This is a genomic window from Streptomyces sp. NPDC002386 (genome assembly GCF_053593175.1).
This window is the reverse complement of sequence record NZ_JBSFBX010000008.1, coordinates 101,164-124,568: the sequence shown is the minus strand read 5'-3', so window position 1 is coordinate 124,568 and position 23,405 is coordinate 101,164. Positions and strand designations below refer to the sequence as shown.

Genomic DNA, 23,405 nt, shown 5'->3' with positions numbered 1-23,405 from the left:
CCGCCATGCCCGAGGAATTCGAGATCGTCCGGGAGTTCGAGGTCGACGTCCCGCCGGAGAAGGTCTGGGAGGCGATCACCACCGGTACCGGCGGCTATCTGTGGCCGATGGACCCGCCCGAGCCCCGGGAGGGCGGCCGGGGTCCCTTCGGATCCACCGTCACCGTCTGGGATCCGCCCCACCGCTACACCAACCGCAGCGAGGACGTGGGCATGCCCGGCCAGTCGCTGAACCAGCTCGACCACACCATCGAGCCCCGCGACGAGGGCCGCCGTGCCTGGGTGCGCTACGTCCACAGCGGCATCTTCACCGACGACTGGAACAACCAGTACGACGGCGCGAGCAAGCACACCAACTTCTACCTGCACACCCTGCGCGAGTACCTCACGCACTTCGCGCCCCGCCCGGTCACCTTCACCCAGGTGAACGGACCCGCGGCCTCGGCGACGCCGAGGGCGCTCGCCGCCGTCGGCCGCGCCCTCGGGCTCGCGGACGACACGGCCGCGGGCACGAAGGTCGGCGCCCGCGGGCCCGGCGGGCGGACCCTGGACGCCGTACTCGACTACCGGAACCCGTACTTCATCGGGCTGCGCACCGACAGCGCCCTCATCCGGTTCTTCGGACGCGGCCACTGGGGCGCCCCGCTCGGCGTCAGCGTCCACGACTTCGCGCCGGACGCCGACGGCCGGGCGGACGAAGCCGCCTGGCAGGACTGGCTGAACGGCGTGTTCGGCCAGTCCTGACAGGGACAGGGGTTACGGACGGAACCGCAGCACCTGCGGGTCGTGGTCGCTGATCTGGTCGTTGAACTCCGAGTTGACGTGCACGCTGTCGTACTCGAGGCCGCAGTCGCGCCGGATCGCCGGGCTCACCAGGATCTGGTCCAGGACCTGCTGGTTGCCCTGGTAGTCGTAGGTGTAACGCTCGCTCCTGGGCAGCGACTTGATCGCCGACCACAGCTCGCCGTCGCCCTCGAGGATCCGGGCGGTGCCGGAGAACTCGAAGTCGTTCATGTCGCCGAGCGCGATGACGTCCGCGTTCTTCTGCACGGACAGGATGTCCTTGACGAAGCCGTTCACCACGGTCGCCTGCGCGTGACGCTGGATCTCCGAGCTGCGCACCGGCGGCTGGTACTGGGACGTCAGTCCCTGGTCGCCGCCCTTGGAGTTCAGGTGGTTGGCGATCACGAACACCGTCTTGCCGTGGAAGACGAACTCGCCGGCCAGCGGCTTGCGGCTGTTCGCCCAGGCCGCGTCGGCCGGGGCGATCCGGCCCGGGGAGACCGTCAGCCGCGCCTTGCCCTGCGCCTTGGTGACGCCGACCGCGGTGGTGGAGTCACCGCCGGCGCGGTCCACGAAGGACACCCGCTCCGGGTTGAACAGGAAGGCCTGGCGGATGTTGCCGCCGGGCTCGCCGCCGTCCTGGTCGTTGACCGGGTCGATGGAACGCCAGTCGTACTTCGGGCCGCCGGCCGCGACGATCGCGTCGATCAGCTTGTTCACGGTCTGGCTCGCGTCGACCGTGCCGTCGTCCTTGGCGCCGTTGTTGTCCTGGATCTCCTCCAGGGACACGATGTCCGGCGACTGCAGGTTGTGCACGATCGCGGCGGCGTGCTGGTCGAAGGTGGCGTCCGACGGGTCGAGGTTCTCGACGTTGTAGGTCGCCACCGCGAGCTCGCGGCCCGACTGCTTCTGCGTGGTCTCGCGCTCCAGGCCGCCGCTCCTCAGCGTGCCCAGCTCGCTCGCGACCAGGGTGTAGCCGCCGTACTGGTTGAAGTCCAGCGGGCCGGTGGTGGTGCCCTCCAGGGTGTCGCCGACGTTCGCCTTCGGGAAGTCGGCCGTGGAGCCCAGCGACTGGATCTGCAGCCGGCCGGTGTTCTGGGAGTCGTAGGAGCCGTAGACCGTGCCGCCGCGCCGGCTGGGGTGCTCGTGCGGCTTGGCCGTGACCCACAGCTCGCTGTACGGGTCGGTCGCGGTGACCACCCGGGCGTCGGCGACCTGGACGTTCATGCCCTCCAGGGACTCGTAGTAGTCCAGGGCGTACTTCGCCGGGTCCAGGGTGAGGCCGTTGACGGAGCCGGCCGCGGCGGTGTCGCCGGCCGGGGCGTAGGCGTCCGGCACCGAGTCCTCGTCGACGACGACCGGGGCCGGCACGGCGTTGCCGGTGGAGACCGCGGTGACCGTGGGCTTGGTGATCTCCGTCAGCGACTGGTTGCCGGAGGACGCGCCGCCCGGGACGTACTCGGAGACCGTGCCGGTCACCGTGACCGAGTCGCCGGCCGCGACCTTCGGCGTGGAGCTGGTGAAGACGAAGACGCCTTCGCTGGTGGCCGGGTTGTCGTCCGGCGTGGCGTCCTGCAGCCAGAAGCCCTTGGAGGAGCCGTAGGTGCGGGTGGCCGTGACGATGCCGGGAACGTCCGTGACCTTCTGCCCCGCGAACGGGGATATCCGGGTGGTGCCCTGGATGTCGTGGACGCGCACCGAGTCGGCGTGCGCGGGCGAGGTGAGGACGACGGCGGACGCCGCGCTGCAGACGGCGGCGACGGTGAGCGCGGCGAGGCGCGCTGAAGACCTGCTCGGCAAGGGGATCCCTCCGGGGACGTGACTGGGCGCCGGGACGAGGGTGGAACGGCAGCGTGTGGGACTCGTGGCCCTCTGTGACACGCGTAGAGCCGAGTGAACAGTTGTCCCCCGAACTTCTACGCGCGTCAATCTCCTGCCTGCGACGGTGAGTTGTCAAGGTTTCGGCCATGTACGGTGCCCGGCGGGGAGATGAACCGGGCGGCATGGGTGGAAATCCGTCTAGGCTGAGCGGCTGAGCCCTTTCACGGTCCTAGGAGAGTCAGCCGATGTCAGACAGCTCCCCCCTGCCGCCGGTGCGGCTGCGTCCTGAAGCGGAGCTGGCGCGTGCCGCACTGTCCACGCCGTTGCTCTCCCGCGCCGCCCGGCTCGCTCGCTGGGCCGGGCCCGCTACCCGGGTCGACGCCGGCGGCGGACTGGTCGAGGAGCAGCTTCCGGCCGCCGCCGAACTGCTCGGGCTGAGCGGGGACGACGCCGCCGCCCACGCGAGCGAGGCCTGGCGGGTGGCCGTGGACGCGGGTCTGGTCGCGGTCACCGACGAGGAGGCCGGGACCGTGGCGGCCGGCGAGGAACTGGCGCTGCTCACCGCCGGTTCCCCGCACGACGTGCTCACCGTGTGGCTCAGCGCCCTGGAGACGGTCGTCGCGGACGCGAGCGTGCCCGACCTGGACGGCCTGCTCGACGCCATGGACGAGGGCGGCGAGATCGATTTCGCGTCACTCGACTGGGACCCCGAGGCCGAGGCGGAGTTCCTCGACGGCGTCCTCGGCACCCTCTACGCGCTGACGGTCAGTGAGGGCGGCGCGGGCGACGCCCCGGTACCGCTGCCCGCCCTCGCCGCCTCGGTGATCGTCCCCGGCGACATGGGCGAGCCCACCAACGACGTCCTGGAGCAGGTCTCCGACGCGATGATGCGCCTCGACGACCAGTTCCGGATGCTCGAGCCGGTCGGGCTCGTCGAGTACCAGCCGGTGGACGAGGCGCTGATGGCCGACGCCGACGAGGAACCCGCCGCGCCCGTGGACGACACCGACGTCTCCCGCTACGGCATGGTCCGGCTGACCGCGCTCGGCGCGTACGGGCTGCGGGCCCGGCTGCTGGAGGCCGGCTTCGAGGCCCCCGCGGTCGGCGAACTCTCCGACAAGGGCGCGGACGCGCTGCTCGACGGCACCTCCCGCTTCGGCCAGTCCGCCGCCCGCGCCGAGACCGAGCAGTGGCTGACCCGGCGCGAACCGCTCGCCTCGGCCCGCGAGTTGCTGGCGGCGGCGCGCGGCGCCGACACCGGGGCACCGTTGCGCCGGCTGCGCTGCCAGCAGGCGCTGTCCCTGGTCGGCGCGGAGGCCGAGCCGGCGCTGCGGGACGTCCTCGACGACCCCGAGCTGGGCGGGCTCGCCCGGGTCTGGCTCAGCGAGCACGGCGCCTCGGACGTGCCCGCGCCCTCTCAGGACCTGGTGTTCTGGCTGACCGTCGACACCCTGGCCGCGCAGCTCCAGGCCGAGGGGAACTCCGAGGAACTGCAGGCCCTGGTGGAGGGACTGGCCGAGCAGCACAGCGGGTTCTTCGCGGCGGCGTGGCGGGTGGACCATCCCGCGACCGCCGACGTGCTGGAGGCGATGGGACGGCTGCACCCGGACAAGAAGGTGGCCAAGGAGGCGCGCAAGGCCGCCTTCAAGGCCCGCTCGCAGCACGGCGGCTGAGAGCGGCGCGCGGCCGGTTCCTGCACCGGCGGTCGGGCAGGGCGTACGGATTCATGGAACAGGCACCCCGTTGGCGGCCCGGCGTTCAACTCCCGTTCAGCACCGGACGGGAGCGTGAGCGCCGACCGCAGGACGCCACCCTCCACGGCACGCCCACTGTCACAGGAGACATCCATGTCGCTCAGCCGCAGGGACTTCGCCAGAAAATCCGCGATCACCGGTGCCGGAGTCGCCCTCGCGGGCAGCGTCGGCGCCCTCGCCACCGCCCCGGGCGCCCTCGCCGCCACGGACACCGGCACCGCGGACGGCGAGCCGGCGCAGGGGCACGGGCACCACGGCGTCGGCTACGGCCCCCTGCTCCCCGACCCCGACGGCATCCTCGCGCTGCCCGCCGGATTCGAGTACCGGGTCATCACCCACAGCGGGAAGACCAGGCTGGAGTCGGGCGAGTTCACCCCGTCCAACCACGACGGCACCGCCGCCTTCGACGGCCCGCGCGGCACCACGCTCCTCGTCAACAACCACGAACTCGCCGGGGCCCGCGCCCAGTGGCCGCACCCGGTGCCGCTCGCCGAGGGCCTCGTCTACGACCCGGCCGCGGCCGGCGGCTGCACCGTCGTCGAGGTCCGGCGCGGCGGCGAGGTCGCCGAATGGGTGGGCATCGCCGGCACCGCCACCAACTGCGCGGGCGGCAGTACCCCGTGGGGCACCTGGCTCACCTGCGAGGAGACCGAGGACAAGGCGGGCAAGAACGGCTTCACCCAGGACCACGGCTACGTCTTCGAGGTCGACCCCGAGGACCGCCGGGCCAACCGCGAGCCCAAGCCGGTCAAGGCCCTCGGCCGGTACGCCCACGAGGCCGTCGTCGTCGACCCCCGGCGCGGCCACCTCTACCTCACCGAGGACGCCTCCGGCCCCAACGGCCTGCTCTACCGCTGGACCCCGCCGGAGGGATTCCGCCACGGCCGCGGCAAGCTGCGCACCCTCGCCGACGACGCCGGCGTCCTGCAGGCCTTCAAGTGCTTCGACTCCGGCGGTCAGTTCGTCGACGACCTCTCCCGCGCCACGAGGACCGGCACGGTCTACGGCGTCGACTGGGTCACCGTCCCGGACCGCGACGCCCGTCAGGTCTCCACCCGCAAGCAGTTCGGCGAGGGCCAGATCACCCGCGCCCGCAAGCTCGAGGGCATGTGGTGGGGCGACGGCGGCGCCTACGTCGTCTCCTCCTACGCCCGGGCGGAGAGTCCCGTCCAGCACGACGGCCAGGTCTGGTTCTACGACCCCAAGCGCCGCACCCTGACGCTGAAGGTCCTCATCGGCGTCAACCCGGACCCGTCCGCCGACGGGAACTTCGACGGCCCGGACAACATCACCGTCTCCCCGTACGGCGGCCTGGTCATCGCCGAGGACGGCGAGGGCGTGCAGCACCTGTTCGGCGCGACGGAGAGCGGCCGCACCTACCCCATCGCCCGCAACGAGCTGAACGTGGGCACCGCCGAGGAGCCCGAGTACAGCGAGTTCACCGGCGTCACCTTCTCGCCCGACGGCAGGACCCTGTACGCCAACATCCAGACGCCCGGCATCATGCTGGCCATCACGGGCCCGTGGAAGCGGCAGCGGCGCTGACCCGGCCGCCCCGCTCCGGCTGAGCGGTGTCCCGGGGGCGGCGGCCGGCGGCGGGCGGGGCCATGATGGAGACGTGCCCCGCCCCGAGACGCCCGGTCCGGCCGGACGGCCCCGCCCGGCCGCCGTCCCCGGGTGTCTGGCGTCGGCGCCCACGCCCCGGACCGCCGTCGCCTGGCTGCCCCCGGGCTCGCTGTGGCCCGCCGTCCAGCGGATCCGGGCCGAGCACGACCCGCAGATCCACCGGTGGCCGCCCCATGTGAACCTGCTCTTCGGGTTCGTGCCGGAGGAGCACTTCCCGGTGGCGCTCCCGCTGCTGGCCGCGGCGGCCGCGGAGCGCGAGCCCTTCGGTGTCCGGCTCGACGGGGTCCGCTTCTTCCGCCATCGCGCCGGCGCCACCGTGTGGCTCGACCCCGCGGCGGCCGGCCTCGCCCCCTGGACGCGGCTGCGGGACGCGCTGGCGGAGCCCTTCCCGGCATGCGTGGACCGCTTCCCGCGCTACACCCCGCACCTCTCGCTGGGCCGCACCCGGGCCCCGCGCGAGCTGGCGGCGGAGTGCGCCGCCCGGCTCGGTGCGCTGCACGCGAGCGTGGCCGGGATCTGCGTGCTGTCCCGCCGCGACGACGGCCCGATGCGCATCCGCGCCACGATCGCCCTGGGCACCGGAGCGGTCCGGCGCCGGCCCGGACCGGACCCGGCCGGCGCCGGGTACGAGCCGCCGGACCAGCGCTGACCGCCCGGCCGCAAAGCGCTCCCGGTACTGTTCGGGAACGGCCCACGGTTCGCGAGGAGTTCCTGGATGACGCAGGCCAGACCCATGCGCGCGGACGCCCGGCGCAACTACGAGCGGCTGCTGCGGGTCGCGGCGGAGGTCTTCGCCGAGCACGGGGAGAACGCCTCGCTCGACGACATCGCCAGGCGCGCCGGAGTCGGTTCCGGCACGCTGTACCGGCACTTCCCCAACCGCCGGGCGCTGCTGGAGGCCGCCTACACCGACCGGATGGCGGCGCTCGCCGCACGGGCCGGCGAGCTGGCCGAGGGGCTGCCGCCGGGGGAGGCGCTGGTCGAGTGGCTGAACGAAGTGTGCGCGGGGACGATCCGGGTGCGCGGCCTGAAGGCGCTGCTGGGCTCGGCCGTCACGGACGAAGGGGCGGCGCCGGTCCCGGTCTGCTGCGCACCGGTACGGGACGCGGCGGCCAGGCTGGTGGCGGCGGCCCGGGCGGAGGGCACCCTGCGGTCCGACGTCGAACCGGTCGAACTGCTCCGGCTGGCGCACGGCGTGGCGACCGCCTCGGAGTTCGCGGACGGGCAGGGCGGGCAGATCCGCCGGTATCTGTCCCTGCTGATGGAAGGGCTGCACGGGCGGCGCGACCGGCCGGCCGGTGGGCGCCCCGCGCGGGGGCGCCCCTGACCGCCGTGCCGAGCGGCGCCTACAGCGCCCGGGCTCCCGGGTCGACCATGTTGCGCACCGTGCGCGCCTTCACGAAGTCGCCCATCGCCGTCATCTCCCACTCGCCGGAGTACTGCCGGATGAGCTTGGCCATCATCACGCCGGTCTGCGGCTCGGCACTGGTCAGGTCGAAGCGGACCAGTTCCTCGCCCGAGGCCGCGTCGACCAGGCGGCAGTAGGCCTTGGCGACCTCGGTGAACTTCTGGCCGGAGAAGGAGTTGACCGTGAAGACCAGGCCGGTGACCTCCTGGGGGATGCGGCCGAGGTCGACGACGATCACCTCGTCGTCACCGCCGCCCTCGCCGGTGAGGTTGTCACCGGAGTGCTTGATCGCGCCGTTCAGGATCGACAGCTTGCCGAAGTAGCAGCTGTCGACCGGGTTGCGCTGTGGGCCGTAGGCGATGACCGAGGCGTCCAGGTCGATGTCCTTGCCGCGATAGGCGGGCTCCCAGCCCAGGCCCATCTGCACCAGCGAGAGCAGCGGGCGGCCGCCCTTGACCAGGGACACCGTCTGGTTCTTCTGGAGGCTGACCCGGCCCTTGTCCAGGTTGATCTTCCCGCTGCCGGGCGCCGGAGCGGCGGCGGGCGCCGGCGGCGGGGTGGAGGGGGCCTGCGCGGCCGGCGCGGGCGGGGCGGCGGGCGGCTGGGGCGGGGCCACGGGTGCCGCGGCCGGCGGCGCGGCGGGCGCGGCGGCGGGCTCCTCCACCGTCACGCCGAAGTCCGTGGCGATGCCGGCCAGCCCGTCGGCGTACCCCTGGCCGACGGCGCGGGCCTTCCACTGGCCGTTGCGGCGGTAGATCTCCATGACCACCAGCGCCGTCTCGGAGCCGAGCCGCGGCGGCGTGAAGGTCGCCAGGACCGAGCCGCCGGCCGCGTCCCGGACGGTTGCCGTCGGCTCGATGCCCTGGAAGGTCTGGCCCGCCGCGTCCGGGCTGGCGGTGACCACGATCTTCTCGATCTCCGGCGGCACGGCGGCGGTGTCGACCTCGATCGCGTCGGGCGCGGCACCGCCACCGGACCGGTACGTCACACCGGGGCCGCCGGGCTGGTTGTAGAAGATGAAGTCGTCGTCGGAGCGCACCTTGCCGTCGGCGGTGAGCAGCAGGCCCGATACGTCGAGCCGCACCGGGGCGGCGACGTCCACCGTCACGCGGGCGGCGGAGAGAGGGATGTTCGAGCCGGGGGTCATAGCTGTCATGCCGGGTGAACGAACGGCACCGCTTTACCGTTCCCTTACCGACGGCGCGACCCCCGTTCGGCTCAGGGCACCACGACGATCTTCCGGCCGACGCCCGCCGCGAACTGCTCCAGCGCCTCGGGGTAGCGCTCCAGCGGGATGCGGTCGCTGATGAACACCTCCGGGTCCAGCACGCCGTTCGCGAACAGCTCCGCCGCCCGCTCGAAGCTGTGCAGCACCGCCATGGAGCCGGTGATGGTGATCTCCTGGTTGTAGATCCGGTACGGGTCCACGGTCACCCGGGTCGCGTAGTCGGCGACCCCGAACTGCAGGAACGTACCGGCCTTCGCCACCCGGTCCAGACCGTCCTGGATGGCCGCCGCGTTGCCGGTCGCGTCGACCACCACGTCCCAGCCCCGCGGCCGGTCCAGCTCGTCCGCGCTCGCGGCCGACGCCGAGACACCGAGGCGCCGCGCCGTCTCGAGCCGGGCCGGGTTCACGTCGACGACGTCGACGCTCGCCGCGCCGGTGCGCTTGGCCAGCTCCAGCATCATCAGGCCCATCGTCCCGGAGCCGTAGACCAGCACATGGGCGCCGAGACGCGCGTTGAGCACGTCGTAGCCGCGCACCGCGCAGGACAGCGGCTCCACCAGGGCCGCGTCCTCGGTGCGCACGTGCTCGGGCAGCCGGACGCAGTTCGCCACCGGGGCCACCGCGTACCGCGCCGCGCCGCCGGCCGTGGTCACGCCGATCGCGGCCCACCGCTCGCACAGGTTGTTGTGGCCGGTGCGGCAGTAGCGGCACTCGTAGCAGTACAGGGAAGGGTCCACGGCCACCCGGTCGCCGACCGCGACCTCCGTGACCTCGGTGCCGACGCCGACCACCTCGCCGGCGAACTCGTGCCCGGGGACGACGGGCAGCTTGGGCGCGAACTCGCCCTGGAGGATGTGCAGGTCCGTGCCGCACAGGCCGCACGCGGCCACCTCCACGACGACCTCGCGGGGCCCCGGCGTGGGGTCGGGCACGTCGGTGACGACGGCGCGGCCCACGGACTCGATGACGGCGGCCTTCATTTCACGGCTCCCAGCGACAGGCCCTGGACCAGCTTGTCCTGGGCGGCGAACCCCGCGGCGAGCACCGGCAGGGAGACGACGAGCGACGCGGCGCACACCTTGGCCAGGAACAGGCCCTGGCTGGTGATGAAGCCGGTCAGGAAGACGGGGGCGGTCTCGGCGACCACGCCCGTCAGCACCCGGGCGAAGAGCAGTTCGTTCCAGCTGAAGATGAAGCAGATCAGGGCGGTCGCGGCGATGCCGGGCAGCGCGATCGGGGCCACCACGCGCGCGAGGACGGTCGGCAGCCGGGCTCCGTCCACGCGTGCCGCCTCGATCACCGCCACCGGCACCTCGGCGAGGAAGGACTGCATCATCCACACCGCGATCGGCAGGTTCATGGAGGTGTAGAGGACGACCAGCAGCCAGATGTCGTCGAGCAGCCCGGCGTTCTTCGCGAACAGGTAGACCGGGAGCAGGCCCGCCACGGCCGGCAGCATCTTCGTGGACAGGAAGAAGAACAGGACGTCCGTCCACTTGCGCACCGGCCGGATCGACAGCGCGTACGCCGCCGGCAGGGCGAGCAGCAGCACGCAGACGGTCGAGACCACCGACGCCACCGTGGAGTTGATCAGGGCGGGCCAGGGACTCGCCCCGCCGCCGGTGCCGAAGAACTCGCGGTAGCCGTCCAGGGTGAGGGAGGCGGCGAAGGAGGGCGGGTTGGCCGCCGCGTCCGGCTCGGAGTGGAACGACGTCAGGGCCATCCAGGCGATGGGCAGGAAGAACACGACGCCGGCCAGCCAGGCCACCAGACCCAGGCCGGTTCCCGTGCGCACCCTGCGCTTGACGACGGTGGCGCTCATGCGCGGGACACCTCCTCGCGGAACAGGGACGACACCACGCGCAGGGCGAAGGTCGCGATGACGATGGAGCCGATGACCACCAGGACGCCGGCGGCCGAGGCGAGGCCGTTCTCGTGGGCCTGGTAGAAGCTCTGGTAGACGGTGTAGGGCAGGTTGGCGGTGCCGAGACCGCCGGAGGTGATGGTGAACACCGCGTCGAAGTTCTGGACGATGTAGATCGACCCGAGCAGGGCGCCGAGTTCCAGGTAGCGGCGCAGGTGGGGCAGGGTCAGATGGCGGAAGATCTGCCAGTCGCTCGCGCCGTCGACCCGCGCGGCCTCGATCTGCTGCTGGTCCCGGCTCTGCAGCCCGGCCAGCAGGATCAGCATCATGAACGGTGTCCACTGCCACACCAGAGAGGCCTCGACCGCGAGCAGCGGGGTGTTCGAGATCCAGTCCGGCTGTGGGCCGCCCACATAGTGCAACAGCCCGTTGAGCAGACCGTATTCAGGGTTGTAGAGCACATGCTTCCAGAGCAGGGCCGCCGCCACGGGCACCACCAGGAACGGGGCGATGAGCAGGGTGCGCACGACGCCCCGGCCGCGGAACCTGCGGTCCAGGAGCAGGGCCAGGGCCAGGCCGAGGACCAGGCTGGCCAGTACCACCGCCACCGTGAGCAGCAGTGTCGTCCACACCGAGTGCCGCAGATCCGCGTCGGTGAGCACCTGGCGGTAGTTGTCGAGGCCGGTGAAGCGACGGGCCCTGGGGTAGAGGGCGTTCCAGTCGAAGAAGGAGATCACCAGCGTGGCCACGAACGGCAGCTGGGTCACGACGATCATGAAGACGAGGGCCGGCAGCAGCGGGGCCCGGGTGGCCCAGGCGCGCAGCCGGGCCGGGGGGCGGCGCGCCGCCCGTGCGGGTGTGCTCGCGATCGGTGCCGTGGTCGTCGCTGTCATCGTCCCTCGTACTCCTCGGAGATCTTCTCGGCGAGCGCCTGTGACTTCCTCAGGGCCGCGTCGACGGACTGGCGTCCGGCGATGGCCGCGCTGATCTCCTGGGAGACCTTGGTGCCGAGGTCGGTGAACTCGGGGATACCGACGAACTGGATGCCGGGCGCGGGCCGCGGCTGTACGCCGGGGTCGTTGGGGCGGGCGCCCTCGATGGCCTTCCGGGTCATCTCCTGGAAGGCGGCGGCCGACTCGCGGTAGTCGGCGTCCTCGTAGGTCGACGCCCGCTTGCCCGCCGGCACGTCGGACCAGCCGCTGGTCTCGCCGACCAGCCGCTCGTAGCCCTTGCCGGACGCCCAGGAGACGAACTTCCAGGCCTTGTCGGGGTTGCGGGAGGCTTTCTGGATGCCCCAGGCCCAGGTGTAGAGCCAGCCGGAGGAGCCGGTCCGCTCGACGGGGGCGGGGGCGTAGCCCAGCTTGCCCCTGACCGGGGACCTGGCCGCCTCCAGCAGACCGGCGGCGCTCGTGGCGTCGTACCACATGGCGACCTTGCTCTGGGTCATGCCGTTCAGGCACTCGGCGAAGCCGGACTGGGCGGCGCCGGACTCGCCGTGCTCACGCACCAGACCGACGTAGAACTTCGTCGCCTTCTCGAACTCCGGGGAGTCCAGCCGTGCCTTCCAGCCCTTGTCGAACCAGGTGCCGCCGAAGGTGTTCACCACGGTGGTGAGCGGTGCCATCAGCTCGCCCCAGCCGGGCAGTCCGCGCAGGCAGATGCCCTTCATGCCGGGCCGGGCGCCGTCCGCCTCGGCGGCGAGGGCGGCCACCTGCGTCCAGGTGGGGTGCGCGGGCATCTTCAGGCCCTTCGCCGCGAACACGTCCTTGCGGTACATCAGGAAGGACGACTCGCCGTAGAAGGGCTGCCCGTAGAGCTTGCCGTCGTCCGCCGTCAGGGACTGGCGCATCGGCTTCAGCACGTCCTGCTCGTCGTAGGAGGGGTCTTCGGCGACGTAGCCGTCCATGTCGTGCAGCCAGCCGTTGCGGGCGTAGATCGGTATCTCGTAGTTGGACAGGGTGGCCACGTCGTACTGGCCGGCCTGGTTGGCGAAGTCCTGGCTGATCTTGTCGCGGACGTCGTTCTCGGGCAGGACCGTGAAGTTGACCCTGATGCCGGTCTCCTTCGTGAAGTGGGCGGCGGTCAGCTTCTGCAATTCGGTCATCTGGGGGTTGTTGACCATCAGCACGTTGATGGAGTCGCCGCCGGAACCGGTCCCGCCCGCACCGGCCCAGCAGCCGGAGAGCAGCGGGGCGAGCAGCGTCCCCGCGGCGGCCGCGGCGAGCGTGGCCCGCGACCTCCGTCGGCTCGGGATGCGCATGGATCGCTCCTGGATGTATGGGGAGGTAAGGGGCGTTCGGGGGGCATGAGGGTGCCCGTGGGGGAGGTGATGCCGAGGTGCGGGTCCGGTGCTCCGGGCCCGGCCGTTTCAGACCCTGATGACCTGCGGGCCCAGCAGGGAGTAGCGGTGGGCCTCGGTGGCCGGCAGCAGCGTGCTCGTCACGATCGCCTCCAGCGCGCCGATCTCGGCGAACCGGCAGAAGCTGACCGCTCCGAACTTGGTGTGCACGCCCGCGAAGACGGTGCGCCGCGCGGCCCGGACGGCCTGCGTCTTCACCTCGCCGACCGCGGGGTCGGGGGTGGTGAGCCCGTGGTCGCGGGAGATGCCGTTGGCCCCTATGTAGGCGAGGTCGATCACGAAGCCGGCCAGCATCCGGGTGGCCCAGTGGTCGACGGTCGCCAGCGTGCCGGCCCGGACCCGGCCGCCGAGGAGCAGGACCGACACGTCCTCGGCCCCGGCCAGGGCGCCCGCGACCGGCAGGGAGGCGGTGACCACGGTGAGCGGCCGGCCGGCCGGCAGGGACTCGGCGATGAGCTGCGGGGTGAAGCCCTCGTCGACGAAGACCGTCTCCGCGTCGCCGAGCAGTTCGGCCGCGGCGGCCGCGATCCGGCGCTTCTCGGGGACGTGGCTGGTGGCGCGGACGGCGAGCGTCGTCTCGAAACCGGCGCTCTCGACCGGATAGGCGCCGCCGTGCGTCCTGCGGACCAGGCCGTGGTCCTCCAGGGCGCGCAGATCGCGCCGGACGGTCTCCTTGGCGACGCCCAGTTCGGCGGCGAGCGCGGTGACGTCGACCGAGCCGGTGGTGCGCGCGGCCCGCACGATCTCGCGCCGGCGTTCCTCCGCCGTCCTGGTGCCCATGTCGTCACCCGCTTCCCTGCCGAGTTGCCCGTTCGGGCCCATGGGGGAAGTTCTACAGCGGGTGTGCGGCGCCGAACAGGTCTGTTACGGGCCCGATCCTGCCCGGGTGCGCCCGTTCGCGGTGTGCGGTGCCCGTCGCGGACCTGCGGGACCGTCCGGGGCGGGGTGGGATCGGGCGGCCCGGACGCCCGAACACGGCGGTGGGCGGGCCCGTTCGGTGCCCGCCCGCCGCCGTGGGCGGCCGTTTCCGGCCCCGGGGGCCGGCCGCGTCAGTACGGCCAGATCGGCGGGTCGTTCACGAAGTGGCCGCCGAGGTGGCTGTGCGCGGGGTCGGCCGGGTCGAGTTCGCCCTGCTCGGCGACGAGCTTCTCGGCGTACGGCTCGGAGTCGTCCCGGGGGTCGTAGCCGAGCGCCCGCGCGCTCGTGAGGTCCCACCACAGGCGGGTGTTGGCCGAGGAGCCGTGGACCACGGTGTGGCCGACGCCCTCGGCGGTCAGGGCCGCGTGGAAGAGGCGGGCGCCGTCCCGCGGGCTCATCCACACCGAGAGCATGCGCACGCTGGTCGGCTCCGGGAAGCAGGAGCCGATGCGCACGGAGACGGTCTCCAGGCCGTGCTTGTCCCAGTAGAGCTGGGCGAGGTCCTCGCCGAAGGACTTGGACAGGCCGTAGAAGGTGTCCGGGCGGCGCGGGGTGTCGACGGGGATCAGCGGCCCGCCCGGGCGCGGGGCCGGGGTGAAGCCGACGGCGTGGTTGGAGGAGGCGAAGACGATCCGGGGCACGCCTTCGAGGCGGGCGGCCTCGTACAGGTTGTAGGTGCCCTCGATGTTCGACCTCAGGATCTTCTCGAACGGCGCCTCCAGGGAGATGCCCGCGAGGTGGATGACGGCGTCCACGCCCCGCACGGCCTCGCGCAGCGCGTCCGTGTCGGTGAGGTCCGCGGTGACGGCGTCCGGCTCGCCCTCGACGGGCCGCACGTCGAACAGGCGCAGGCTGTAGCCGTACTCCGGCAGCAGGGACCGCATCAGGGTGCCGAGCCCGCCGGCGGCGCCGGTGAGCAGAACGGTGCGGGGAGCGGGCATCCTCGGTCTCCTTGGTCGGGTCGGACGAACGATGCGGGTTCATGTGCGGCGGCATCATTCACATGGACGTCATTCACATGCGTGGACACGCTAGAAAGCGCTGCCGTGTCCGGTCAAGTGTGCCGTGGAGTGGGGAAATCCGGTGCGGTGTCGCGGGTTCGGGCGCTTGACCCGGGTCGAAGGGGGGCCGTAGCGTGCAGTTGTTCAGAAATATAGACGCTGATCAGAAATATGCACCGACAGGGAGCGCCCGTGACGCCAGCCCCTCTCGCCGCCCGGCTCCGCGATCCCAGCGGGCCGCTGTTCTTCCCCGTCACGGCCTACGGCCCCGACGGCTCCGTCGACCTCGACGTCTACCGGACCCATGTGCGCGAGGGTGTCGCCGCCGGTGCCGCGGCCGTCTTCGCCTGCTGCGGCACCGGGGAGTTCCACGCGCTGCTGCCGGAGGAGTTCGAGGCCTGCGTCCGGGCGGCCGTCGAGGCGGCCGGCGGCCGGGTGCCCGTCGTGGCCGGCGTCGGCTACGGCACCGCGCTCGCCGTCCGCCACGCGCGCACCGCCGAGGCCGCGGGCGCCGACGGGCTGCTCGCGATGCCGCCGTACCTCGTCCACGCCGGCCAGGAGGGCCTGCTGCGGCACTACCGGGAGATCGCCGCCGCCACCGCCCTGCCGGTCATCGTCTACCAGCGCGACAACGTCGTCCTCACCCCGCAGGCCGTCGTCGGACTCGCCCGCACCGAGGGCGTCATCGGCCTCAAGGACGGGCTCGGCGACCTGGACCTGATGCAGCGCATCGTCAGCGCCGTGCGCACCGAGGCCCCCGGTGACTTCCTGTACTTCAACGGCCTGCCGACCGCCGAACAGACCCAGCTCGCCTACCGCGCGCTCGGCGTCACCCTGTACTCATCGGCCGTCTTCTGCTTCGCCCCGGAGATCGCCCTCGCCTTCCACCGGGCACTGCGCTCGGGCGACGACGCCACCGTGCGGCGCCTGCTGGACGGCTTCTACCGCCCGTTCGTGGAGCTGCGCGACCAGGGCCGCGGCTACGCCGTCTCGCTCGTCAAGGCGGGCGTGCGGCTGCGCGGCCTGGACGTGGGCGAGGTCCGCCCGCCGCTGCAGGAACCGGCCGAGGACCACGTCAAGCGCCTCGCCCGGCTGATCGAGCGCGGACACGCGCTGCTGGAGGGCGGGGAGTGAAGGCGTCGGCGTTCCTCTATCCCTGGGACGTGGCCGGGGACCCGCGGGCCCCCGGGCGGATCGCCTCGCTCGGCGCCGGGCAGGTCACCCTCGCCTCCGCCTACCACTCCACCCGCGCCCTGACCCCCCGCCACCCCCGCCACCGCATCGTGACGGCGGAGCACGCGGCCGTCCTCTACCCGCCCGGCGACCGCTGGGCGGGCCGAACGCTGCGCCCCTACCCCGCCGGACGCTGGGCCCCCGGCGACGCCTACGGCGAGGCCGCCGGGGCGCTCGCGGCGGCCGGGCTGGAGGTGCACACCTGGGTCGTCCTCGCCCACAACTCCCGCATGGGCGCCGAACATCCGGACACCTCGGTGGTCAACGCCTACGGCGACCGCTACCCGTGGGCGCCGTGCGTCGCACAGCCCGCCACGCGCGCGTACCTGGTCGACCTCGCCGCCGAGGCCGCCGTCCGCCCCGGCGCGCACGGCACCGAGCTGGAGTCCCTCGGCTGGTACGGCCTGCAGCACCTGCACGCGCACGACAAGACCTCCGGTGTCGGTCTCGGGGACGCCGGGCAGTACCTGATGTCCCTGTGCTTCTGCCCGTCCTGCGCCGCCGGTTACGGCGAGCAGGGGCTGGACCCCGGCCGGCTCGCGGCCGGCGTGCGCGCCGCCCTGGAGCCCCTGTGGCGGGGCGCGGCGGACGACGGCGGCTGGCCGTCGGTCGGCAGGCTCCTCGGGGAGGACACGGCGGCCGCCACGCGCGCGTGGCGCGACACCGTCGCCCGAACCCTCCAGGAGGAGGCCGTCGCCGCCGTACGCGCCGCGGCGCCCGAGGGCTTCCAGGTGCTGCTGCACGCAGACCCGGTGCCGTACCACTGCGGTGCCAACGCCGGCGTCGACCCCGGCCACGTCCTCGGTGTCGCGGACGGGGTGGTGGTGCCGTGCACGGGCGGCACCGGACCGCTGGCGCCCTTCGCCGGGCTGGTGGAGGGCCGCAAGGTCCTGGCGGCCAACTTCACGGTGGTCACCGGGATGGGCGGCAGCCCGGGCACCCTCGCCGAGGACGCGGCACGCGCGCGGGACGAGGGCGCCACGGAACTGCGCCTGTATCACGCCGGACTGGCGTCGGACGGCGACCTGGCCGCGGTCCGGGAGGCGCTCCCGGCGCGGTGAGCCAGCGCGGCCGCCGCCGTGAGCAGCGCGGCCCCGTACAGCGGCAGCAGCAGGCCGGGGCCGGTCAGTTCGACCAGGCCGGCCCCGAGGGCGAGGCCCAGAGCGTTCGGAGTGAACACCAGCGAACCGGCGGTGGCCGTCACGCGGCCGAGCAGTGGGCCGGGCGTCGCGCGCTGGACGGCGGTGAACGCCGCTACCAGCACGCAGGGCAGGCCCACCCCGATCGCCGCACCGGCCGCCAGGACCACCGGATCCGACGGCACGGCCCGCGCGGCCACCGCGACCGCGGTCAGCGCGATCCCCGCCGCCGCGAACCGGCGCGCCCCCAGCCGGCGCAGCGCGGGCCCCGAGACCAGCCCGGCCGCCACCGAACCGGCGCCCTGGAAGGCGTACAGCACGCCCGCGTAGGCGGGGGAGTGGCCGAGGCGGTCGACGACGGCGTACACCGTGGAGCCGGCGAGCCCGGCCAGCAGCATGGCCGTACCGCCCGCCACGACCAGAGGGCGCAGCACGGGATGCCCCCACAGGTGCCGGACACCCCGTGCGGTCTGCCGGCGCCATCCGTCACCGGAGCGGACGGGCCGCTCCTCGCGCACCCGCGGCAGGGCGTACAGCCCGGCCGCGAGGACGAAGGTGACGGCGTCCAGGCAGGCCACGGACGGACCGCCGCAGACCGCGTAGAGACCCGCTCCCGTCAGCGGCGCGACGAGCTTCACGCCCTCCGTGACGGTGGTCCGCAGACCGTTGAAATCACCGAGGAGGTCCGGGGCGACGGCGGCGGCGACCAGGGCCGACTCGGCGGCGTCGTGCACGACCCCGACGGCGCCGTACAGGAAGAGCACGGCGAACAGCAGCCACAGGCGGCCGGCGGAGTCGACGGTGAACAGGGAGAGGAGCAGGGCCGCCAGACCCAGGTTCGACGCGACGAGCAGGGGCCTGCGCCGGACCCGGTCGGCGAGCGCGCCGAGCAGCGGCCCGGCCGGCGTGGGAGCCCACATGGCGAGCGCGCACAGGGCGGCCAGGCCGTCGGACCCGGTGAGGTCCTTCACCCACACGCCCGCCGCCAGCCACAGCGAGGAGGTACCGAAGGCGGACACCACCACGCCACCGAGATACAGCGCCGCGTCGCGGTCCCGCAGGACGCGGACCACGGACCAGGAAGTCGTCATACCGGCCCATCGTGAGCCTGAGGCGGGGGCCCCGGGATCGGCAAGGTGCCTTATTTCCGCCGGAGCGATGAGTTCCGCGGACCAGGACGGTCAGTCCTCCGTACGCACATCGCGACCCCGAAGGAGTGGGCCATGACCATGGTGGATCTCGGCGCGCAGACCCGGATCGTGGCACAGCTCGCCGCGGCGGTGACCGACGAGCGGCTCACGGCGGCCACGCCGTGCCCGGACCTGGCGGTGCGCAACCTGCTCGGCCACCTCCTGCACCTTTCGGTGGCCTTCCGTGACGCCGCCCGCAAGGACCTCGGCCCGACCACGGACACCAGCCCGGACGCCGCCGTACCGGACATCGGCCCCGGCTGGCGCGAGGAACTGCCCAAGGCGCTGGACGACCTCGCCGACGCCTGGCGCGACCCGGCCGCCTGGACCGGCCTCACCAGGGCCGGCGGCATCGACCTGCCCGGCGAGGTCGCGGGCGCCGTCGCCGTCGACGAACTGGTGATCCACGGCTGGGACCTGGCCCGCGCGACGGGGCAGCACTACACGCCCGACCCCGACGCCCTCGACACGGCACACGGCTTCCTCCTCGCCGCCGCCGAGGACGCCGGCCGCGGCGGTGGCATCTTCGGCCCGGTCGTCCCGGTACAAGAGGGCGCGTCCCTGCTGGACCGGGCGGTGGGACTGAGCGGCCGGGATCCGCAGTGGCGCCCGTGACGCCCGGCCGCCCCCGGCCAAGGAGGTCCTGACCGGCGGCGTGCCGCGCGGCAGCCGCCGGCCGTGCCGCGTCCGGTATGCCCCGCGCCGCGCACCCCGGCGGCGCGGCCACGTCCTGGCCCGAAGCGGCCGGAACCCGGCCTCGCACCCCGTACTCTCCGTGCCATGCCGCTCACCCTCACCGTTCTCGGCACCGCCTCCCCGCACCCCGGTCCCGACCGGCCGTGCTCCGGCTACCTGCTGGCCGGCGGGGGCGCCGAGGTGTGGGTGGACGCGGGGCCCGGAACCTTCGCGGCGTTGCAGCGGCACACGGATCCCGCCCGGCTCACCGCGATCTGGATCTCACACCTGCACGCCGACCACAGCGCCGATCTGCTCGCCGCCGCCTACGCCTTCGCCTTCGGCCGGATGGCCCCCGCCGTGCCCGTGCCGGTGTACGCGCCACAGGACTGCGCGCGCCGCCTGGCGGGCTTCTTCGGGCGCCCCGACACCGGCTTCCTGAAGGGCGTCTTCGACTTCCGGGCCCTGTACGACGGCCATGACGTCCGGCACTGGAACCTCCGGCTCACCGCCCGCGCCGTCGCCCACGACACCGAGACGTACGGCCTGCGCGCCGAGTGCCAGGGGAGCGTGCTCGCGTACTCGGGGGACAGCGGCCCCTGCGCCGCGCTCGGTGAACTCGCCGCCAGGGCCGACCTCTTCCTGTGCGAGGCGGACATCGACGCGCATCGCGGAGGCGAACACCTCCCGCAGGTCCACCTCACCCCCGAGGACGCCGGCCGCGTCGCCCGGGAGGCACGGGTGCGCGAACTGCTCGTCACCCACGTCGGACCCACCCTCACCCGGGACGCGGCCACCGCCCGCGCCGCCGAGGTCTCCGGCCGGCCCACCCGCGCCGCCGTGGAGGGCGACACCCACACCGTCTGAGGCACCCGCCGGCGACCCGGACCTCCTTTGCCGGAAGCATTGACGAAACACGGGCCCCCTCCTACCTTCAACGCGTCGTACTTCGTACGTCATATATGAGACGCGATACGCGAGATCCGAGAGGGCCGTATGACCTCTGTGCCCACGCCGATCCCGTCCCGCACGCAGTACGTGCTCGACGCGATCAAGCACCGCATCCTCACCGGGCAGTTGACGCCCGGCCAGGCCCTGGTCGAGACGGAACTGGCCGCGCAGTTCGGGGTGTCCAAGACCCCGGTGCGGGAGGCCCTGAAGACCCTCGCCGGGACCGGGCTCGTCGTGATGAGCCAGTACAAGGGCGTCACGGTGCGCATGGTGGACGCGGACATGGCGCGCGAGGTCTACGACGTCCGGCTGCTGCTGGAACCCGAGGCCCTGCGCCGGACCGTGCGCCGCGGGGCGTCCCTGGACGCCGCCCGCGACGCGCTGGCCCGCGCCGACTCCGCCGGCGACACCGCCGAACGCTCCCTGGCCAACCGCCGGTTCCACCGCGCCCTGTACCTGCCCTGCGGCAACCCGCTGCTCGGCCGGATGCTCGACGAGGTCCGCGACCAGGCCGCCCTCGTCGCGGCCGTGGCCTGGGCGACCGACCCCTCCTGGGAGCGGGAGGCGGCCGAGCACCGGGACATCCTGCGCCTCGCGCTCGAGGGAGACGCGGACGGCGCGGCGAGCGCCCTGCACGCCCACATCGCGTCGTTCGTCCGGCGGGCGATCTCCGAGCCCCGTCCCGAGGAAGGCCAGGAATGAGCAGCGTGACGTTCGAGACCCAGCGGGCGGCCCTGGCCGACGTGGTGGCCATCCCGGTGACCCCGTTCGCCGAGGACGGCTCCGTCGAGCGGGACACCCACCGGGCCCTGCTGCGCCGGCTGCTCGACGGCGGGATCACCACCATCGCCTCCAACGGGAACACCGGCGAGTTCTACGCCCTCACGCCCGAGGAGCGCCGCCTCGTCACCGAGCTGACCATGGACGAGGTCGGCGGGCGCGCCGTGGTCCTGGTCGGCGTCGGCCACGACCTGCCCACCGCCATCGACTCCGCCCGGCACGCCCGCGACCTCGGCGCCGCGATGGTGATGGTCCACCAGCCCGTGCACCCCTACGTCTCGTCCGCCGGCTGGGTCGACTACCACCGCGCGATCGCCGAGTCCGTGCCCGAACTGGGCGTGGTGCCCTACATCCGCGACGAGCGGCTGGCCGGCGCCCGCCTCGCCGAACTCGCCGACCAGTGCCCGAACGTCATGGGCGTCAAGTACGCCGTCCCGGACGCCGCGCGCTTCGCCGGCTTCGCCCGGGACGCGGGGCTCGACCGCTTCGTGTGGGTCGCCGGGCTCGCCGAGCCCTACGCCCCCTCCTACTTCTCGGCCGGCGCCTCCGGCTTCACCTCCGGACTGGTGAACGTCGCCCCGGCCGTCTCCCGCGACATGATCGAGGCGCTCCGGGCCGGCGACTTCCCGGGCGCCATGAAGGTCTGGGAGCAGATCCGCCGCTTCGAGGAACTGCGCGCCGCCCACGGCAACGCCAACAACGTCAGCGTCGTCAAGGAGGCGCTCGCCGCGCTCGGCCTGTGCCGCCGTGACGTCCGCCCGCCGAGCAGGCCGCTGCCCGCGGACGAGCGCGCCGAGGTCGCCGCCATCGCCGGCGGATGGTCGATATGAGCGCGCCCCGCAGGAACCCGGAGGAGCTGCGGAGCCACCAGTGGTACGGCACCGACGGCCTGCGCTCGTTCAGCCACCGCGCCCGCACCCGCCAGCTCGGCTACCTCCCCGAGGAACACCTCGGCAAACCGGTCGTCGCGATCCTCAACACCTGGTCCGACATCAATCCCTGCCACGTCCACCTGCGTGACCGCGCCCAGGCCGTCAAGCGCGGGGTGTGGCAGGCGGGCGGCTTCCCGCTGGAGTTCCCGGTCTCCACCCTCAGCGAGACCTTCCAGAAGCCCACCCCGATGCTCTACCGCAACATGCTCGCGATGGAGACGGAGGAGCTGCTGCGGTCCTACCCCGTCGACGGCGCGGTGCTGATGGGCGGCTGCGACAAGTCCACGCCCGCCCTGCTGATGGGCGCGGCCTCGGCTGACCTGCCGGCCGTGTTCGTCCCGGCCGGCCCGATGCTCCCCGGCCACTGGCGGGGGGAGGTCCTCGGCTCCGGCACCGACATGTGGAAGTACTGGGACGACAAGCGGGCCGGTCTGATCGGCGACTGCGAGCTGACCGAGCTGGAGAGCGGCCTGGCCCGCTCGCCAGGCCACTGCATGACGATGGGCACGGCCTCCACACTGACCGCCGCCGCCGAGGCGCTGGGGGTGACCGTACCGGGCGCGTCGAGCATCCCGGCGGTGGACTCCGGGCACGACCGGATGGCGGCCAGGGCGGGCATGACCGCCGTCGAACTGGTCCACCGGGACCGCAGGCCGAGCCGGATCCTCACCCGCGAGGCCTTCGAGGACGCCGTGACGACCGTCCTCGGCCTCGGCGGCTCCACCAACGCCGTGATCCACCTGATCGCCATGGCCGGCCGGGCCGGGATGCGGCTCACCCTGGACGACTTCGACCGCATCGCCCGCACCGTCCCCGTCCTCGCGAACGTCCGCCCCGGCGGACAGCGGTACCTGATGGAGGACTTCCACTTCGCGGGGGGCCTGCCCGGCTTCCTCTCCAGGATCCCCGACCTGCTCCACCTGGACCGGCCGACGGTGTCGCACGACACCCTGCGCGAGCAGATCTCCGGAGCCCGGGTGCACGACGACGACGTGATCCGGCCCCGGGACAACCCGGTCGCGCACGAGGGCGGGGTCGCGGTGCTGCGCGGCAACCTCTGCCCGGACGGCGCCGTCATCAAGCACATCGCCGCCGAGCCCCACCTGCTCCGGCACACCGGGCCCGCGGTCGTCTTCGACGACTACAGGACGATGCAGCGCACCATCGACGACCCGGCTCTGGAGATCACCCCGGACAGCGTGCTGGTGCTGCGCAACGCCGGTCCCAAGGGCGGCCCGGGCATGCCCGAGTACGGCATGCTCCCCATCCCGGACCGCCTGCTCAAGCAGGGCGTGCGGGACATGGTGCGGATCTCCGACGCCCGGATGAGCGGGACGAGTTACGGCGCCTGCGTGCTGCACGTGGCGCCGGAGTCGTACATCGGCGGACCGCTCGCGCTGGTGCGCACCGGTGACCTCATCACCCTGGACGTCGGGGCGCGCACCCTGCGACTCCACGTCGACGACGCGGAACTGGAGCGCCGGCGGGCCGGCTGGACACCGCCGCCCGCACGGTACGAGCGCGGCTACGGCGCCCTCTACAACGAGCAGATCACCCAGGCCGACACCGGCTGCGACTTCGAGTTCCTGGCCCGCCGGGGCACCGTGCCTGACCCCTACGCCGGCTGACCCCGCCCACCGCGGAAGTGCTTCCCCCATGCGTGGAGAGCAAAGCGCTTCCTGCGCCCCCTGAACCGCCCCACTGCGAACGGAGAACAGTCACGGCCCAAGCCGCAGCCGTGGCG

21 protein-coding genes are annotated in these 23,405 nt (G+C 73.3%); 12 read left to right on the top strand and 9 right to left on the bottom strand.

The genetic code is table 11. From position 1 onward, the window contains the following. The first annotated feature begins 5 nt into the window (after window positions 1-5). A complete protein-coding gene (locus ACWCPN_RS17835; protein WP_451206924.1) occupies window positions 6-743 on the top strand; it encodes an SRPBCC family protein in 738 nt (245 codons plus the stop codon). Window positions 744-755: 12 nt separating this feature from the next. Here the strand turns inward: ACWCPN_RS17835 and ACWCPN_RS17830 are convergent, their stop codons facing one another. Then, entirely contained in the window at window positions 756-2,582 is a 1,827-nt protein-coding gene (locus ACWCPN_RS17830; protein WP_451206921.1) for an endonuclease/exonuclease/phosphatase family protein, read from the bottom strand. Window positions 2,583-2,848: 266 nt separating this feature from the next. Here ACWCPN_RS17830 and ACWCPN_RS17825 point away from each other — a divergent pair, with 266 nt between their 5' ends. The 4 genes from ACWCPN_RS17825 to ACWCPN_RS17810 all read left to right on the top strand — a co-directional run bounded on the left by ACWCPN_RS17825 (window position 2,849) and on the right by ACWCPN_RS17810 (window position 7,310). Then, the gene (locus ACWCPN_RS17825; RefSeq protein ID WP_451206919.1) at window positions 2,849-4,276 is read left to right on the top strand and encodes a hypothetical protein; all 1,428 of its coding nucleotides are present in this window, start codon (window positions 2,849-2,851) and stop codon (window positions 4,274-4,276) included. A gap of 174 nt (window positions 4,277-4,450) precedes the next feature. After that, a complete protein-coding gene (locus ACWCPN_RS17820) occupies window positions 4,451-5,902 on the top strand; it encodes an alkaline phosphatase PhoX (RefSeq protein WP_451206916.1) in 1,452 nt (483 codons plus the stop codon). 73 nt (window positions 5,903-5,975) lie between these two features. Then, window positions 5,976-6,632 carry a 2'-5' RNA ligase family protein gene (locus tag ACWCPN_RS17815; protein ID WP_451206913.1) on the top strand — a complete coding sequence of 219 codons (657 nt, stop codon included), beginning with the start codon at window positions 5,976-5,978 and terminating at the stop codon, window positions 6,630-6,632. 66 nt (window positions 6,633-6,698) lie between these two features. Continuing rightward, window positions 6,699-7,310 (top strand): TetR/AcrR family transcriptional regulator, encoded by a 612-nt coding sequence (locus ACWCPN_RS17810; protein ID WP_451206910.1) that lies wholly within the window; start codon window positions 6,699-6,701, stop codon window positions 7,308-7,310. A gap of 19 nt (window positions 7,311-7,329) precedes the next feature. On the opposite strand, the gene ACWCPN_RS17805 is transcribed toward ACWCPN_RS17810, so the two are convergent. From ACWCPN_RS17805 to ACWCPN_RS17775, 7 genes are all read right to left on the bottom strand, one after another. Then, entirely contained in the window at window positions 7,330-8,538 is a 1,209-nt protein-coding gene (locus tag ACWCPN_RS17805) for a TerD family protein (protein WP_451207413.1), read from the bottom strand. A 71-nt stretch (window positions 8,539-8,609) separates the two neighbouring features. Beyond that, the gene (locus tag ACWCPN_RS17800; RefSeq protein WP_451206907.1) at window positions 8,610-9,599 is read right to left on the bottom strand and encodes a zinc-dependent alcohol dehydrogenase family protein; all 990 of its coding nucleotides are present in this window, start codon (window positions 9,597-9,599) and stop codon (window positions 8,610-8,612) included. Then, window positions 9,596-10,441, bottom strand: a complete 846-nt coding sequence (locus tag ACWCPN_RS17795) for a carbohydrate ABC transporter permease (protein WP_451206905.1) — start codon at window positions 10,439-10,441, stop codon at window positions 9,596-9,598. Before ACWCPN_RS17795 ends, ACWCPN_RS17800 begins: the two co-directional genes overlap by 4 nt. After that, complete coding sequence (locus ACWCPN_RS17790; RefSeq protein WP_451206902.1) at window positions 10,438-11,376, bottom strand: carbohydrate ABC transporter permease; 939 nt, start codon at window positions 11,374-11,376, stop codon at window positions 10,438-10,440. The genes ACWCPN_RS17795 and ACWCPN_RS17790 overlap by 4 nt, the downstream gene beginning before the upstream one ends. Then, window positions 11,373-12,743 carry an ABC transporter substrate-binding protein gene (locus tag ACWCPN_RS17785; protein ID WP_451206899.1) on the bottom strand — a complete coding sequence of 457 codons (1,371 nt, stop codon included), beginning with the start codon at window positions 12,741-12,743 and terminating at the stop codon, window positions 11,373-11,375. Before ACWCPN_RS17785 ends, ACWCPN_RS17790 begins: the two co-directional genes overlap by 4 nt. A 108-nt stretch (window positions 12,744-12,851) precedes the next feature. Next, window positions 12,852-13,622, bottom strand: a complete 771-nt coding sequence (locus ACWCPN_RS17780; protein WP_199213484.1) for a DeoR/GlpR family DNA-binding transcription regulator — start codon at window positions 13,620-13,622, stop codon at window positions 12,852-12,854. Between the two features lie 269 nt (window positions 13,623-13,891). Then, window positions 13,892-14,701 carry an NAD-dependent epimerase/dehydratase family protein gene (locus ACWCPN_RS17775; protein ID WP_451206896.1) on the bottom strand — a complete coding sequence of 270 codons (810 nt, stop codon included), beginning with the start codon at window positions 14,699-14,701 and terminating at the stop codon, window positions 13,892-13,894. Window positions 14,702-14,953: 252 nt separating this feature from the next. Between ACWCPN_RS17775 and ACWCPN_RS17770 the strand changes: the two genes are divergently transcribed. After that, a complete protein-coding gene (locus tag ACWCPN_RS17770) occupies window positions 14,954-15,895 on the top strand; it encodes a 5-dehydro-4-deoxyglucarate dehydratase (RefSeq protein ID WP_451206893.1) in 942 nt (313 codons plus the stop codon). After that, on the top strand, window positions 15,892-17,055 hold the full coding sequence (locus tag ACWCPN_RS17765; protein ID WP_451206889.1) for a hypothetical protein: 1,164 nt from the start codon (window positions 15,892-15,894) through the stop codon (window positions 17,053-17,055). Before ACWCPN_RS17770 ends, ACWCPN_RS17765 begins: the two co-directional genes overlap by 4 nt. On the opposite strand, the gene ACWCPN_RS17760 is transcribed toward ACWCPN_RS17765, so the two are convergent. Beyond that, window positions 16,992-18,224, bottom strand: coding sequence for an MFS transporter (locus ACWCPN_RS17760; RefSeq protein ID WP_451206886.1), 1,233 nt, complete (start codon window positions 18,222-18,224; stop codon window positions 16,992-16,994). The two genes, ACWCPN_RS17765 and ACWCPN_RS17760, sit on opposite strands and share 64 nt — an antisense overlap. A 132-nt stretch (window positions 18,225-18,356) precedes the next feature. On the opposite strand from ACWCPN_RS17760, the gene ACWCPN_RS17755 reads away from it, so the two are divergent. The 5 genes from ACWCPN_RS17755 (at window position 18,357) to araD (ending at window position 23,289) form a co-directional block, all read left to right on the top strand. Further along, on the top strand, window positions 18,357-18,938 hold the full coding sequence (locus tag ACWCPN_RS17755) for a TIGR03086 family metal-binding protein (protein ID WP_451206884.1): 582 nt from the start codon (window positions 18,357-18,359) through the stop codon (window positions 18,936-18,938). 165 nt (window positions 18,939-19,103) lie between these two features. Further along, window positions 19,104-19,865, top strand: coding sequence for an MBL fold metallo-hydrolase (locus tag ACWCPN_RS17750; protein ID WP_451206881.1), 762 nt, complete (start codon window positions 19,104-19,106; stop codon window positions 19,863-19,865). 129 nt (window positions 19,866-19,994) lie between these two features. Then, window positions 19,995-20,651 (top strand): GntR family transcriptional regulator, encoded by a 657-nt coding sequence (locus ACWCPN_RS17745; protein WP_451206879.1) that lies wholly within the window; start codon window positions 19,995-19,997, stop codon window positions 20,649-20,651. Further along, window positions 20,648-21,559, top strand: coding sequence for a dihydrodipicolinate synthase family protein (locus ACWCPN_RS17740; RefSeq protein ID WP_451206876.1), 912 nt, complete (start codon window positions 20,648-20,650; stop codon window positions 21,557-21,559). Before ACWCPN_RS17745 ends, ACWCPN_RS17740 begins: the two co-directional genes overlap by 4 nt. Continuing rightward, window positions 21,556-23,289: an L-arabinonate dehydratase gene (gene araD / locus ACWCPN_RS17735; protein WP_451206873.1), complete on the top strand. Its 1,734-nt coding sequence runs from the start codon at window positions 21,556-21,558 to the stop codon at window positions 23,287-23,289. The genes ACWCPN_RS17740 and araD overlap by 4 nt, the downstream gene beginning before the upstream one ends. Window positions 23,290-23,405: the final 116 nt, after the last annotated feature.

Bases quoted from the DNA above. Each gene is read 5' to 3' on its own strand.
- ACWCPN_RS17785 (WP_451206899.1), bottom strand. From the start codon at position 12,743: ATGCGCATCCCGAGCCGACGGAGGTCGCGGGCCACGCTCGCCGCGGCC.
- ACWCPN_RS17775 (WP_451206896.1), bottom strand. From the start codon at position 14,701: ATGCCCGCTCCCCGCACCGTTCTGCTCACCGGCGCCGCCGGCGGGCTC.
- ACWCPN_RS17835 (WP_451206924.1), top strand. From the start codon at position 6: ATGCCCGAGGAATTCGAGATCGTCCGGGAGTTCGAGGTCGACGTCCCG.
- ACWCPN_RS17795 (WP_451206905.1), bottom strand. From the start codon at position 10,441: ATGAGCGCCACCGTCGTCAAGCGCAGGGTGCGCACGGGAACCGGCCTG.
- ACWCPN_RS17810 (WP_451206910.1), top strand. From the start codon at position 6,699: ATGACGCAGGCCAGACCCATGCGCGCGGACGCCCGGCGCAACTACGAG.
- ACWCPN_RS17760 (WP_451206886.1), bottom strand. From the start codon at position 18,224: ATGACGACTTCCTGGTCCGTGGTCCGCGTCCTGCGGGACCGCGACGCG.
- ACWCPN_RS17825 (WP_451206919.1), top strand. From the start codon at position 2,849: ATGTCAGACAGCTCCCCCCTGCCGCCGGTGCGGCTGCGTCCTGAAGCG.
- ACWCPN_RS17755 (WP_451206884.1), top strand. From the start codon at position 18,357: ATGACCATGGTGGATCTCGGCGCGCAGACCCGGATCGTGGCACAGCTC.
- ACWCPN_RS17750 (WP_451206881.1), top strand. From the start codon at position 19,104: ATGCCGCTCACCCTCACCGTTCTCGGCACCGCCTCCCCGCACCCCGGT.
- ACWCPN_RS17800 (WP_451206907.1), bottom strand. From the start codon at position 9,599: ATGAAGGCCGCCGTCATCGAGTCCGTGGGCCGCGCCGTCGTCACCGAC.
- araD (WP_451206873.1), top strand. From the start codon at position 21,556: ATGAGCGCGCCCCGCAGGAACCCGGAGGAGCTGCGGAGCCACCAGTGG.
- ACWCPN_RS17805 (WP_451207413.1), bottom strand. From the start codon at position 8,538: ATGACCCCCGGCTCGAACATCCCTCTCTCCGCCGCCCGCGTGACGGTG.
- ACWCPN_RS17740 (WP_451206876.1), top strand. From the start codon at position 20,648: ATGAGCAGCGTGACGTTCGAGACCCAGCGGGCGGCCCTGGCCGACGTG.
- ACWCPN_RS17820 (WP_451206916.1), top strand. From the start codon at position 4,451: ATGTCGCTCAGCCGCAGGGACTTCGCCAGAAAATCCGCGATCACCGGT.
- ACWCPN_RS17780 (WP_199213484.1), bottom strand. From the start codon at position 13,622: ATGGGCACCAGGACGGCGGAGGAACGCCGGCGCGAGATCGTGCGGGCC.
- ACWCPN_RS17745 (WP_451206879.1), top strand. From the start codon at position 19,995: ATGACCTCTGTGCCCACGCCGATCCCGTCCCGCACGCAGTACGTGCTC.
- ACWCPN_RS17790 (WP_451206902.1), bottom strand. From the start codon at position 11,376: ATGACAGCGACGACCACGGCACCGATCGCGAGCACACCCGCACGGGCG.